This window comes from Paraburkholderia sp. BGA-UO-ETr-F21, assembly GCF_059567925.1.
Window position 1 is genome coordinate 26,251 of sequence record NZ_JCAQOY010000035.1, and the last position, 13,868, is coordinate 40,118.

12 protein-coding genes are annotated in these 13,868 nt (G+C 62.1%); 7 read left to right on the top strand and 5 right to left on the bottom strand.

The features are described from left to right. Positions 1-214: 214 nt before the first annotated feature. Genes AC57B1_RS20530 through AC57B1_RS20540 form a run of 3 tightly spaced genes read left to right on the top strand, consistent with a single transcriptional unit; the run spans position 215 to position 2,684 of the window. Positions 215-1,012 (top strand): DUF4118 domain-containing protein, encoded by a 798-nt coding sequence (locus AC57B1_RS20530; RefSeq protein WP_408345668.1) that lies wholly within the window; start codon positions 215-217, stop codon positions 1,010-1,012. Positions 1,013-1,014: 2 nt separating this feature from the next. Further along, entirely contained in the window at positions 1,015-1,896 is an 882-nt protein-coding gene (locus AC57B1_RS20535; protein WP_408345665.1) for an alpha/beta hydrolase, read from the top strand. Further along, positions 1,893-2,684: a MipA/OmpV family protein gene (locus AC57B1_RS20540; RefSeq protein ID WP_496418474.1), complete on the top strand. Its 792-nt coding sequence runs from the start codon at positions 1,893-1,895 to the stop codon at positions 2,682-2,684. The genes AC57B1_RS20535 and AC57B1_RS20540 overlap by 4 nt, the downstream gene beginning before the upstream one ends. A 155-nt stretch (positions 2,685-2,839) precedes the next feature. Here the strand turns inward: AC57B1_RS20540 and AC57B1_RS20545 are convergent, their stop codons facing one another. Continuing rightward, positions 2,840-3,628, bottom strand: a complete 789-nt coding sequence (locus AC57B1_RS20545; RefSeq protein WP_408346423.1) for a COG4705 family protein — start codon at positions 3,626-3,628, stop codon at positions 2,840-2,842. Between the two features lie 297 nt (positions 3,629-3,925). Between AC57B1_RS20545 and AC57B1_RS20550 the strand changes: the two genes are divergently transcribed. From AC57B1_RS20550 to AC57B1_RS20565, 4 genes are all read left to right on the top strand, one after another. Continuing rightward, positions 3,926-4,234, top strand: a complete 309-nt coding sequence (locus AC57B1_RS20550) for a DUF4148 domain-containing protein (protein ID WP_496418475.1) — start codon at positions 3,926-3,928, stop codon at positions 4,232-4,234. Between the two features lie 207 nt (positions 4,235-4,441). After that, positions 4,442-5,104 carry a response regulator gene (locus AC57B1_RS20555; protein ID WP_496418476.1) on the top strand — a complete coding sequence of 221 codons (663 nt, stop codon included), beginning with the start codon at positions 4,442-4,444 and terminating at the stop codon, positions 5,102-5,104. Further along, entirely contained in the window at positions 5,101-6,459 is a 1,359-nt protein-coding gene (locus AC57B1_RS20560) for an ATP-binding protein (protein ID WP_496418477.1), read from the top strand. The genes AC57B1_RS20555 and AC57B1_RS20560 overlap by 4 nt, the downstream gene beginning before the upstream one ends. A 350-nt stretch (positions 6,460-6,809) precedes the next feature. After that, a complete protein-coding gene (locus AC57B1_RS20565) occupies positions 6,810-8,483 on the top strand; it encodes an alkaline phosphatase family protein (RefSeq protein ID WP_496418478.1) in 1,674 nt (557 codons plus the stop codon). Positions 8,484-8,687: 204 nt separating this feature from the next. On the opposite strand, the gene ssuD is transcribed toward AC57B1_RS20565, so the two are convergent. Genes ssuD through AC57B1_RS20585 form a run of 4 tightly spaced genes read right to left on the bottom strand, consistent with a single transcriptional unit; the run spans position 8,688 to position 13,769 of the window. Beyond that, positions 8,688-9,836 (bottom strand): FMNH2-dependent alkanesulfonate monooxygenase, encoded by a 1,149-nt coding sequence (gene ssuD, locus AC57B1_RS20570; protein ID WP_496418479.1) that lies wholly within the window; start codon positions 9,834-9,836, stop codon positions 8,688-8,690. A 46-nt stretch (positions 9,837-9,882) separates the two neighbouring features. Then, positions 9,883-11,253 (bottom strand): LLM class flavin-dependent oxidoreductase, encoded by a 1,371-nt coding sequence (locus AC57B1_RS20575; protein ID WP_496418480.1) that lies wholly within the window; start codon positions 11,251-11,253, stop codon positions 9,883-9,885. Then, positions 11,253-12,515: an SfnB family sulfur acquisition oxidoreductase gene (locus AC57B1_RS20580; RefSeq protein WP_496418481.1), complete on the bottom strand. Its 1,263-nt coding sequence runs from the start codon at positions 12,513-12,515 to the stop codon at positions 11,253-11,255. The genes AC57B1_RS20575 and AC57B1_RS20580 overlap by 1 nt, the downstream gene beginning before the upstream one ends. Positions 12,516-12,518: 3 nt before the next feature. After that, a complete protein-coding gene (locus tag AC57B1_RS20585) occupies positions 12,519-13,769 on the bottom strand; it encodes an SfnB family sulfur acquisition oxidoreductase (RefSeq protein ID WP_091801327.1) in 1,251 nt (416 codons plus the stop codon). Positions 13,770-13,868: the final 99 nt, after the last annotated feature.

The window sequence follows — 13,868 nt, forward strand, 5'->3', positions numbered from 1 at the left end:
TTTGTCTCGTGCGAAGCGGCTTTACTAGTTTCGGGGCCGATATAAGGACAAACGCCGGATCGATGCGCTAATTCCCATTGGTCAGTTTGCTGCCATTGCATTCGGGAAAATACGGCCCAGTCCGAACTTTGCCTGATATCGCCGGATATGTCACAAAAGTGTCTGGCACAATAACTATTTCATGGGTCAATGTCACCTCGCCGTATATAACAAAATGAAAGTCAAAAACTCTCGCCGCTGGGCGCCGCGAGGCCGCAGACGGTGGATTATTGCAGCCACGGCACTTTTTACCGCCGGTGCCATCCGATCGGTACTGCACCCGCTGCTTGGTCCGATCATGCCAGGCACCGCCTTTCTCATCGCCGCCGTGCTCGTGGAATACTATTGTGGTCTCGCGCCCGCATTCAGCGTGATGCTAGCGGGACTCTGTCTCGCGGATTACCTTTTCGTCCCGCCGTACGGACACCTGGAAGTCATCGACGCGTCGGATATCCGCCTGTTGGTCTCGTATCCGCTCATCACGATTGTTGTCATCACGCTGGTCGAACGCTTGAGACGCGCGCAGTATCGTGCCGAACTGCTGGCCTCTGTCGCGAATTCGCGCTATGAAATGCTGCTGCGCGGCGATAACGAACGCCTGCTCGCGCGTCGCGCCACGGATGAAATGCATCGCATGCTGCATCACATCGCACAGCACAACCGATCACTCATTCTCATCAAGGCAGTCGATCCGGCAACGAGCGCGCCGCCTAGCAGTTTTGTTGCGGCGGCGGCGACTTCCACGGCCGACGGCGTCATCGACGACGAATCGTTTCGTACGGGCATCGCCTACGGCACCAGGCATTCAGAAGTGCATCAGGATGATCTCGCGCGTGTGAACGACCGCCTGATGCCGGGTCATCACCGCATGCGTTTTCTATCGAGTGGACACGGTTGGCGCGCGGTCGAATGTGTGTGCGAACGCTTCATTACGCCGTCCGGCGAGTTTCTGATCCTTCGGGCGGAAGACTGACCATGAACCCCTCTCCATTTCCCACCGCTCAGGGCAACGATCACGTTGTCCTGCTTTTACACGGCCTGTCGAGTTCTCCCGCGGAATTGCGCTTCCTTGCGCGCGCGCTTGCCGAAGAAGGCTTCGTAACTCACACGCCGGAGCTTCATGGCTACAGCGCCGGCACGGGACATGCGCCAATGGAACAGTGGATCAGCGCAGCCGTCGCCGAATTCGACGCGCTTGCCGCGCGATACCGGCACGTTTCGGTATGCGGACTTTCCATGGGCGCGACGCTGGCCGCCGCCGTCACTCAACAGCGCCCGAGCGCGCGCGCGTTGCTGCTGTTGTCGATCACACTCAGTTACGACGGCTGGGCGATTCCCTGGTATCGATTTCTACTCGACTACGTCTACTACACGCCGTTGCGCTCGCGCTATCGCTATCGCGAGCACGAACCCTACGGTCTGCGCAACGAGGCGTTGCGCTCGAAAATTGCGCGCGTGATGCAAAGAGGTGAAATCAGCGAAGTGGGACCCGCATCCATTGCGATGCCCGCGCTTCACGAAGCGAGCCGGCTTGCGAACTCGGTACGCGAGAAGCTGAAGAGCATCAGCACCGACTGCCTCATCATTCATGCGATCGACGACGAGACGTCCAGTCCACACAATGCGCAGTATGTCGTGGCGAACGTCGGCGCGTCGTTTCTTCGCACCATCTGGCTCGACGACTCGTACCATATGATCACCTCTGACAACGAGCGCGAGGTAGTCGCGCGGGAATGCGCGCTATTCATGCGCGAAAGCGCCGCGACGTCGGCGTCCTGCAACAATCCGACGCCTGTCGTATCAAGGGCGCTCGCTCGACGCCTGAGACAGCTGGCCGCCGTGGCGAGGAAAGCATGAAGCTCCATATCGCATCTTTCGGACGCCGCAGCCTGGCGCTCGCAGCGGTAAGCGCGTGTTGTACGACGGGCATCGCGCACGCCGATGAACCGCAGACGGACAGCGACTGGAAAATCTCGGTCGGGCCGGGCATGTACGTGTTCCCGAAGTTCCCCGGCTCCTCACAGTTGCAAGTGCTTCCCTTCCCCGTTCAGGACATTTCATGGAAGGACCGCTTTTTCTCGCAGGGTCCGGATGTGCTCGGCGTCAACGTGCTGCACGCGGAGAACTATCACCTCGGCATGTCGGTGAGTTTCGACTTCCAGTCGAGATCGTCGTCCGACGATGCGCGGCTCAAAGGCTTGCCCGATGTGCACTATGGACCGAAGCTGCGGCTCTTCGGCGATTACACGTGGTGGGCGTTCACCGGCGCGGTGGCGGCCTATCAGGACATCGCGGGAACGGGGCAAGGTCTGACGGCGATGGCCGATCTGTTCGTATCGGCGCCGATCGGCAACTGGCTCATTTCAATGGGTCCGGGCCTCACGTGGGCCAACGCGACCTATACCCAAACGATGTTTGGCGTCACGCAGCAGGAAAGCGCGGCATCGGGATTACCGCACTACGATACCGGTTCCGGATTGCGCGATGCTCACTTCAACGTGAATGCCACGTACAAGATCAGTCCGCACTGGTCGGCGAACGTTGCGGCCGTTGTGGGACGCCTGGAGCGTTACGCCGCCGGCAGTCCGATCACCGAGCGCCGGCTCGACCTCAACGGGATGGCGTCGGTCCTTTACCGCTTCTAGCAGCGAAACTCATTCGCGCAATCTCACTGGACGGAATGAACAATAGCGTTCAAAGAAGCCGGACGGACCGCCTGTCTGTGCATTCGGACTGAGTTGCCTTCATTACGTCCTGCCTGAACGGCATGGTTTTCCATGCTATCCGATAGCGCGCATGCTCAGGCAGCCGGCTCCCTCCTGGTTGGCCGCTGCGGAATCAGCACGATACACGCCACCATGAAAGTAAGCAGGATACCGGACGCATACAACCGACTCACTTGCAGTCCGCCCTGCGCCACCGGTTTATCGAGGAAGTCCCCCAACGTCGCGCCGAGTGGCCGGGTCAGAATAAACGCTGACCAGAACAGCGCCGTGCGCGATACACGCGTCCAGAAATAGAGTGCGGCTACGACGATCAGGCCCGCTCCAAAGAGCATCGCGCCATATTCGTATCCGATACCGAGTCCGCCGCGGTCTTCACCCGCTACCCAGTCCCCGAGCGCCGTGCCGAGCGTTTGTGAAAACAGGATCGTAATCCAGTAAAACCATTCAGCTCTGGCGGTGACGATGCTCTCGACCGAGACCGTCCCCTCCGACCGATACCATATGGCCAGACTGCCGATCAATAGCGCAACGACTAGCGTAGTGCCGCCGGGATAGCCGATGCCTAGCGATCTATCGGCGAAGTCCGCCATTGTCGTACCCAACGTGGTCGTGGCGACAATCGTCGCCCAGTACAGGAAGCGATGGAAATCTCTTGCCTTGACCTGGGCTGAAACGAGGGCAATGAATAACACGAGGAAGATCGAAGAGCCGACCAGATAACCAAGATTCAGCGACATGGAAACCCAATCTCCGCCAGTTTCCCCCAGCGTCGTCGCGGCCACCTTGATCGCCCAGAATCCGATCGTTACCTCGGGAACCTTGCTGACAGCCTGGCTGGCGAAGCTCGCAGTGCTTCCTTTCATGTTCATTCCTCTTCTTTGCACTTCAATGGATCGTTGCGCCCGCAAGCGCCTGCGCCTCGCGCCAGCGGCGCCGAAGACGTGGCAGACAGATTGCATCAGTCAGGTTAACACCCGCTTAACCAGGCCGTTCGCGCGTATTCAATCCACACGGAAGCCGGATAAGCGTCACCTAAGGTTCAACACGTACTCTGATGATGCACGTCACAAGGGCCCTCGACGTGATGCTCCAGATCGCCGCGCAGCACTCGAAGCGCGAAGGTCAGGAATATTCATTCAGATTCCCAAGGAAAACGCACTATGAAACGCATCCTCTCCATCTGCATCCTTGCTATCACCGCTTCGCTGCCTGTCGCCAGCTTCGCGCAGGCGACCAATGGTCCACTCACGCGCGCCGAGGTGCGAGCGCAAACAGCCGAAGCCGAGCGAGACCACACCCTGCATCAATCCAAAATGGACTATCCGGCTTCTCAGCAATACGCGAGCCCGCGCCAAACAGCCGGTGCGACTGGTTACGGCACGCAAACGGGCGGATCGTCAGAATCTCGGACGCCGCCCGCTCATGTTGCGTCGTCTGGCGCGGATGCCGGGCTTTTCACTCACCACTAGACCGTCCATGCGTCGTCTGTCGACCGGCGCATCGCGCCGTTCCGCGGCGCTTTCGTTTGCCCAAGAATGCGACGGCGTGCATGAGAGCTTCGATCCGCTTGCTCACGAAAGGCAGATAATATTGACCGAACGCTTAACAATTGCTTAAGGAAACGTTAATTCCGGATGCGCGACAATGTCGGATGGTGAATAACGCAAGGAGCGCCGATGCGTCTGCTTCTGGTAGAAGACGATGAAATGATTGCGGAAACCGTGCTCGAATCGATGGGGCGCGAAGGGTATGCAATCGACTGGGCGCAAGACGGCCGGGCGGCCGAGTTGTCGCTCGGCAACGGCGTGTACGACCTTGTCCTGCTGGATCTCGGCCTGCCTAAAAAAGACGGCATCGACCTGCTCAATAGCTACCGCAAACAAGGTGGTCAGGCGCCCGTCATCATCCTGACAGCACGCGACTCCGTGAACGAGCGCATTCGCGGCCTCGACGCCGGTGCCGACGACTACCTGATCAAGCCCTTCGATCTGGATGAGCTGGCAGCAAGAGCGCGGGCGTTGCTGCGACGACGAACCGGCCAGAAACAGCCGATCTATTCCCATGGTGAGCTAACGCTTGACCCCGCCGCTCATGAAGTGAGGAAGAACAGCGCACCGGTAGCGCTCGTGCCGCGGGAGTTCGCGCTTCTGCAGGCGCTGATCGAAGAGCCCGTGCGCGTCTTCACCCGGTCCGAACTCGAAGACAAGCTGTATGGATGGGGCGATGAAGTGGGAAGCAACACAATCGAAGTGCACGTGCACAGCCTGCGGCGCAAGATCGGCGCAGAACAGATCGTGACGGTACGTGGCGTTGGCTATCGATTGAAGAGGCATGAATGACGTCGATTCGCCGCTGGCTATTCGGCTGGCTGATCTGTGGCCTCGCCGCCGCCTCCGGAATTGCTGCATTCGGGATTTTTCATACGGCCCGCGAAGAGGCCAATGAACTGTTCGACTACGAACTGCGTACCGTTGCCCTGTCCTTGCCATCGAATCTCGAAACCGCGGAGACAGTCGAGCAGCAAGGCTCGGAGTTCGAAGGTATTTCGGACGACCGGATTCTGATCGAGATATGGGACAAAGGGGGCTCGCTCGTCTACCACTCCCGCTTGTCGCCGGTTCTGGCGCGACTGCCCGCGGGTATTCGCACGATCGAGCGGGGCGAGGCTCACTGGCGCGTCCTGGGCTTGCAGCAGCCGGAGCGCTTTGTCCAGGTTGCGCAACCGGTCTCCGTACGAGAAGCGCTGGCGCTCCACCTCGCGCTCCATACCTTGTGGCCGCTTGGCCTGCTGATGCCTGTGACCATCGTACTCGTGCTGTTCGTCGTGGCGAGAGGTCTCGCGCCGATTGGCGGATTATCGCGCTCACTCGCAACGCGCTCGCTCGATTCGCTCGAACCATTGCGTCTCGACGGCCAGGTGCCGGTCGAAATCCGGCCGCTCGTCGATGCATTGAACGACCTGCTGCAGCGTCTGAACGCCGCCTCACAGGCGCAGCGCACTTTCATTGCGGACGCCGCGCACGAACTGCGCTCGCCGCTTGCCGCGCTGAAACTGCAGTTGCAGGCAGCGTCGAACAACGGCACCTTGAAAGACGACGGCCAGACGATCGAGCGGATCGACACACGGCTCAATCGCATCATCCGCCTCGTTCAACAGCTTTTGACGCTTGCAAGGGAGGATGCGAATCCGGCAAACGAAGGCGTATCGGTCAGCTTGAGGAAAATCGGCGAGCAGGCAGTCAGCGATTTCTCCCTGCTGGCGGAACAGAAGCAGATTGATCTGGGCCTGGAGTTCCGGCATCCGGTGACGCAAGACAATCCGTGCAATGTGCTGGCTGATCCGCATGGGGTGAGCGTGCTACTGAATAACCTGATCGACAATGCGATCCGCTATACGCCGCAAGGCGGCAGGGTCGACGTCGTCCTCTGCCTCACAGGGGAGCGCCTCGGCTTCGACGTGGTGGACACCGGACCTGGCATCCCAGAGCGAGAGTTGGAGCGTGTGCTCGACCGCTTCTATCGCGGTGAGCATACCAAGGGGACGGGCAGCGGGCTCGGACTCGCCATTGCGGCCCGTATTGCGCAGCGACAGCAGTTGACGCTCCAATTGGCTAACAACGTTGATGCAGCCGGTCTCACGGTGTCAGTCCGAGGATTTATCAGACCTGGCGGGTCCAACGCAGCGGCACTTTAGCCTCACCTTCGACGTACTCGGAAGCCTTTGCCTCCGTTCGGCGCTGCCACGATCACGCAATTGCCGACCACTGTCTGTTCACGACGGGATTCGAGGCGTGCAACACGTTCAAATACTCGCGACAACGTTCCGCTCAACGTCAGCGCTTCAGCTCAACTTTTCAACCCACCACTCAATCCTTAAGGAAACCTTAAGGCAATTGCTGATCGCTATTTTTTTCCAGTCCATACCATTAATCGCTTGCTCGTTATGGAATCGAAAGCGCCCATTCATCCTGACGACTCAATTGCCCTGCACATTCATTCCCGGATTACCAAATGTTTCGTGGCAACCTGAAAAAAGGACGGGAAATGAAGACGATGCGCAGAGGGAAACGCAAGCAAATCGGCCTTGGCGTGGGCGTTGCCCTGCTCGCCGGGCTGTACTCGATGGGCGCGGCGGCGGCCGATCAGCATGAACACGAGCACGAGCACGAGTCGGTAAAGCATGTGTTGCTGATCAGCTTCGACGGTCTGCATGAACAGGACGTCGCACGCTGCATCGGTTCGAATGCATGCCCGAATCTTGCGCTGCTGGCCAAATCTGGTACGACCTACACCAATGCGCACACACCGGGCCTGTCGGATTCGTTCCCGGGTCTCGCGGCGCTCGTCACCGGCGGCTCGCCCAAATCCGCCGGCCTCTTCTACGACGTATCCTACGACCGCACGCTCTTCGCGCCGTCCGATAGCAATTGCACCGGCAAGCAAGGCTGGAATGTCGTATTCGACGAAACGACTGGCATCGACGGCGAGAACGGCGGCGCACTGACGCATCTAGACGGTGGCGGCGCGTTTAATCCGCAGGCTATCCCGCATGCGTTGGTCAATGGCGTCTGCACGCCCGTCTATCCGCATAACTATGTGAAGACCAATACGATCTTCGAAGTAGTCAAACGCAACGTGAAAGGCGCGCGCACCGCCTGGGCAGACAAACATGCATGGGGCTACGACTGGCTGAACGGGCCGTCAGGCACGGGCGTGGACGATCTCTCGCGCACCGAGATCAACTCGATCGATCCGGCCACCAAGACGAACTACACCGACGTCTACACGCACACGGAACAGTTCGACAATTTGCATGTGCAGTCGCTGATCAACGAGATCGACGGTAAAGACTCCACAGGTCAATCCAGCGCCGATGTGCCCACACTGTTTGGCACCAACTTCCAGACTTTGAGCGTCGCACAGAAGGCAACGGTCGCGCATGGCGGCGGCTATCTGGATGCGAGCTTCACGCCGGGGCCGCAGGTCAGCAATGCGATTGCTTATCTTGACACCGCTCTGGGTCGCATCGTGACCGAACTGAAGCAGCGTAATCTCTATACGTCGACGGCGATCATCGTCACGGCCAAGCATGGGCAGTCACCGACCGATCATTCGAAGCTGATCAAGAACGGCGACACGCTGTCGAAACTGCTTGAAACAAGCAACTATCTGGATCCGAACGGCAACTTCGGGCAGAACGCTACGAAGAGCGGCAACCTCAATGACGGAACGGGCTTGGTCGGAACGGGTTTCGTCCAGACCGATGACGTCGGCCTGATCTGGCTGCGCGATCAAAGCCAGCTGTCTGCCGTCGTGAAGACCCTCAAAGGCAACGTCAGTTGCAACGCTCCCGGTATTTGCGCAGACGGTCCGCAGGCATACATTCTCTACGGCCCGCAATTGACCGGCCGATTTGGGGACCCTGCCGGCGGACGCACGCCTGACATCGTCGTCCAGCCGAACCCGGGTGTGATCTATACCTCGAGTACGGCAAAGGACGAAGAGCACGGCGGCAACGCTCCCGACGACAGCCATCTCGGTCTTGTGATCTATGTGCCCCACGCCCAACGCACTGGGCAGATGAACGGCGAACATGTACTGACCACCCAGGTTGCGCCCACGATTCTGCGTTTGCTCGATCTGAAGCCAGAACTGCTGCATTCGGTTGCTGTTGAAGGAACGCGTGCATTGCCGGAATTCGATCGCGAGCACTTCTAGGCGAATGGCTGTGCTCCGTGGCTGAAAGCACGGCACTTCAATAGTGCGATGCTTCAGGATATCCAACGGCGTTCGGTGCTCGCACAGCCGGGAGCGTCATGAGGGGCGTCGCTCCCGGTTAGCCGAGTTGGGCGCTCGACGACATGTTCGCAAACATGTTGTCGAGCGGCGCAGCGATCTATCGCTAGCCAGTGCCTGGCCGCTTTACGCCTGCGCCTTCGTCCGACCGCTGCCCTCACCCGCACGCACATCAAACGCCCCGCCCGTCAGCACCTGATCGCGCAACGTGACCGGCCTCTTGCCGGGCAACAACGGGAACACAAGCTCCGCGAAACGGATCGACTCTTCCAGATGCGGATAGCCGGACAGCACAAAACTATCCGCGCCCGCGTCGACATACTCCTGCAACCGCGCGGCGACCGTCTTTGCATCGCCGACCAGTGCCGTGCCCGCGCCGCCGCGCACCAAACCCACACCGGCCCACAAGTTGGGGCTGATCTCCAGCTTGTCGCGGCGTCCGCCATGCAACTCCGCCATCCGGCGTTGTCCAACCGAATCCATGCGCGCATAGTTCTCCTGCGCGCGGCGGATGTCTTCGTCGTCGAGCTTGCTGATGAGGCGCTCGGCTTCGGCCCATGCCTCTTCGTTGGTCTCGCGCACGATCACATGCAGACGCACCCCGAGACGCAGCTTGCGGCCATGGGCGGCGGCACGCCGCTGCACATCGGCGAATTTTTCGGCGACGGCGGCAGGCGGCTCGCCCCACGTCAGATACGCATCCACATGCTTGGCCGCGAGTTCATGCGCGGCCGGCGACGACCCGCCGAAATACAGCGCCGGCGCCGGCTGCTGCACCGGCGGATGAAAGTTGCGCGCCTGCTCCACGCGAACGTATTTGCCCTTGAAGTCCACCGTCTTGCCGGCGAGCAGATCGCGCCAGACGGTGAGGAATTCGTCGGCGGCCGCATAGCGCTCGTCGTGGGGGAGAAACACGCCGTCGGCGGCGAGTTCGGTGGCGTCGCCGCCCGGCACCACGTTCAGCAGCAGGCGTCCATGCAAGGCCTGGTCGAGCGTCGCGGCCTGGCGCGCGGCGGCAGTCGGCCCGCTGATTGAGGTGCGCAACGCGACCAGAAGCTTGATGCGCTGCGTCACCGGCACGAGACTGGCGGCGGTGACCCACGGATCCTGACAACTGCTGCCGGTCGGAATCAGCAAGCCGTCATAGCCCAGATTCTCGGCCGTGACCGCGATCTGACGCATATATTCGTTGGTCGGCGGCCGGCCAAAATCGGACTTGCCGAGATAGCGTGTATCGCCCGAGGTCGGCAAAAACCAGAAAATATCGAGACTCATGCGTGCTCCTGTGACAAACGTTGGGCGAGGCGGATCGTGTGCGGTTTCATACCGCCTCCGCGGCATGCTGCCGGAAGCTCGCCGCCGCGTGCCGGGCCGGCAACTGGTCGCCCTCCCCGAACAGCTTGTGGCGCAGCGCGCCGTCGGTATATGCGGTCTTGTACAGGCCGCGATTCTGTAATTCCGGCACGACCAGATCGATAAAATCCTCGTAGCTTTCGGGCACCACCGTGCGGCTCAGGTTAAAGCCGTCGACGCCCGTTTCCTCGATCCACGCCTGCAGTTCGTCGGCAACCTGCGCGGCGCTGCCGACAATGGCCGGATAGCGGCCGCCTAGTTCGAACATCTCCAGCAGCTTGCGGCGTGTCCAGCCGTGCTGTTTGGCGGTACGCGTGGCGGATTCGATCGCGTTGCCGGGCGCGTAGTCCACCGGCGCGTCGAGATCGTATTGCGCGTAGTCGATACCCGTACTGGCCGCGAAGTGCGCAAGCCCGGCTTCGCGGCTCGCATATTGCCGATAGTCGGCATATTTCTCGCGGGCCTCCTGCTCGGTTGCGCCCGCAACCACCGCGGCACCGACGAACACCTTCACGTCCTCCGGACGGCGGCCGGCCTGCACCAGTTGCTCGCGCAACGTGCGCACAGTTTCGCGCGCGGCCTGCCGGTTCGGCGGCGAGATGAACACGCATTCGGCGTGACGCGCGGCGAACCGCTGGCCGCGCCCGGAACTGCCGGCCTGGAAGAGCACCGGCGTGCGCTGCGGCGACGGTTCCGCGAGGTGATACCCCTCCACGTTGTAGTACTTGCCCGCATGCCGCACCTGATGAACCTTCGCCGGGTCCGCATACACGCGGCCCGCCTTGTCGCGCAGCACCGCGCCCTGCTCCCAACTGCCTTCCCACAGCTTGTAGAGAATCTCCAGGTATTCGTCCGCCCGGTCGTAGCGCTCGTCGTGCGGCAGTTGCTCGCTGAGTCCCATGGCGCGCGCCGCGCTGTCGAGGTAGCCCGTGACGATATTCCAGCCAACCCGGCCTTGCGTCAGATGATCGAGCGTCGAAAACCGGCGCGCGAGAAGATAGGGCTGCTCGTAGGTGAGATTGACCGTCACGCCGAACCCAAGATGCTCGGTCACGGCGGCCATTGCCGACACCAGCAGCGTGGGATCATTGACGGGCAACTGGATCGATTCGCGCAACGTCACGTCCACGTTGCGTTGATAAACATCGTAGACGCCGACGATGTCGGCGAGAAAGAGCCCGTCGAACAGTCCGCGCTCCAGCGTGCGCGCGAGGTTGGTCCAATACGGCAGCAGACGGTAGTCGCTCGAACGGTCGCGCGGATGCGTCCACAGGCCGTGGTTGATATGACCCACGCAGTTCATGTTGAACGCGTTGAGCAGAATCTGTTTCTTCGCCATCACAAGGCTCCATGCCGCGGCGGCAGCTTGTCGTTGAGGTAGTAGTTGCCCACGGCGTGATACTTCCAGCGCACCGGGTCGTGCAACGTATGAGTGCGCGCGTTGCGCCAGAAACGGTCGAGGCCGAGACCGTCGAGCGTCGCGGCGGTGCCGGCGAGTTCGAACAGGCGCGACCCGGCATCCAGCGACACGGTCGTGGTGAGCGAACGCGCCTCGGCCACAGCGATCGACGCTTGCGCGACCGACTGCTCGGTGGGCTGCGCCTGCGCAGCATCGACGAAACGTCCCGCGCGGCGCAGCAACGCTTCTGCCGCGCGCAAGCGCACTGAGAGGTCGCCGAACTGCGCAATGGTCAGCGGATCGTCGGCGGCCCGTTCGACCTTCGCGTCGATCCACGGTCGCGAGCGCTCCCGCACGAATTCCAACGCGGCTTCGAAGGCGCCGCGCGCCTGACCGAGATCGATTGCCGCGTGAATGATCTGCGCGAGCGGCCCGATCGTCGTGGCGCGCTCGAACGACGCCTGAAACGGCACGACCCATTCGGGCTCGACGTGCACATGATCGAACTGCACCGAACCGCTGCCGGTGACACGCTGGCCGAAGCCATCCCAGTCGTCGGTTACGGTAACACCCGGTGTGCCGCGCGGCACGAACGCCAGATAAGTGACGTCGCGGCCCTGCTCTTCCGCGACGACCAGCGTGGGGATCCAATGTGCGTAGAGCGCGCCCGTGCAATAGAACTTCCGGCCGTCGACATACCAGCCGGCCGCCTCTCGCGTGAGCCGTGTGCGTCGTTTGAAATCCTTGTGGCCGATTTCCGCGAGCGCATTGCCAAAACGCTCGCCCGCGAGCACCCGTCCGTAGAAAAAGCGCTGTTGCTCCAGGCTGCCGCCAACGCGCAGCACCTCGAGCGCATAGAAATGGTTCTGCGGGATCTGGCCGAGCGAGCCGTCGGCTGCGGCGATCGTTGCGGTGACTTCGGCGAGCGTACCGTTGCTCACACCCGCGCCGCCGAATTCGCGCGGCACGGTGATGCCCCACAGGCCGCTCGCCACGAAGGCGTCGAGTTCGGCCCACGGAAGCCGCCGTTCGCGATCGCGCAGTGCGGCTTCGGACGCGAATGCCTCGGCCAGACGGCGCGCGACGAGCCGCGCCTGCGCGTCGTCGCCGATCAGCTCGGGAGTGGGCAGCGAACGCAGTTCGCGAGGCAGCACGGCCGGCGCGGCGCTGTCGCCAACCGCGGAAGAAAGGTCAATGGTCATGTTTCAATTCCACGAATGCCGCGCGGGAAGCACTTGATTCAGGTGATAGTTGCCGAGCAGATGCAGCTTCCAGCGCACCGGGTCATGCAGCGTATGAGTGCGGGCATTGCGCCAATGCCGGTCGAGGTTGTGTAGCGCACGGGTCGACGCGGAGCCGGCCAGTTCGAACAGCTTTTCGCTAGCCTCCAGCGCGATGCGTGTGGTCAACACCTTGGCCTCGGCAACGGCGACGGAGGCGCGCGCGCTGGCTTCGGCATCGATCGGCCGGGTCGCGATCGCGTCGAGCGTGCGGCCGGTTTCCACCAGCACTTCATGCGCCGCATGCAGGTCGATCTCCAGACGGCCGACATCGGCGATGATGTACGGGTCGTCGGTTGCGTGCTCGAGGCCGGAATCGACCCACGGCCGCGCGCGTTCGCGCACGAAGGCAAGCGCGTCGGCAACGGCGGCCTGTGCGATACCCTGGTCGATCGCCGCCTGAATCAGTTGCGACGTCGGGCCGGACAGACCCGGGCGGTCGGCCAGTTGCCAGATCGGCAACACGTCCTGCGGATCGACGGGTACCGCGTCGAAGGTGACGGTGCCACTCGCCGTGGTGCGCTGGCCAATAGCGCTCCAGTCGTCCACTACCGTCAGGCCCGGCGCATCGCGCGGCACCCAGACCTGCACGGCGCGTCCTTCGTCGTCGGTCGCGCGCGTCGGGACGCGGTGCGCGAACAACGCGCCGGTCGAATAGAACCGCTTGCCGTCGAGGCGCAAGCCGTCGGGCGTCGCGCGCAGGCGCGTCGAGCCCTGCAGGACCGTCGCGGCCGCCGCCGAGCGACGTTCCGGGCCGGCATTACCAAGCCGCCGGCCGGCCAGCACTTCGCCGTACAGACGCTCTTTCTGCGCGGGGCTACCGACTTCGCGCAGCACGCCCAGCACGCCGAACTGGTTCTGCGGAATCTGCCCCAGCGCGGGATCGGCCGCGCAGAGGTTCACGAAAACTTCGGCCAGCGTCGCGAACGACACATCCGCACCGCCATATTCGCGCGGCACGGTGATGGCGCCGAGACCGCTTTGCGACCATAGATCCAGTTCGGCCCATGGCAGCACGCGATTGCGGTCACGTTCGGCGGCGCCCGACGCGAAAACGTCGGCGAGGGTGCGGGATGCGGCGAGCGCCTGTGCGTCGTCAGCGATCCGCGTGACGCGCGCCGGATCGGGACGCGCCGGCAGTCGCGACGCGACAGGGCTGGATGTGGGACTGGACATGATGGCTCATACAGACAGTTGAGACCCGTCCGCTTGCGGCGTTTCGGCCTGTTGCCGTGGCAGCAGTACGGGTCCGACTCGCCACGGAAGGGCTAATCG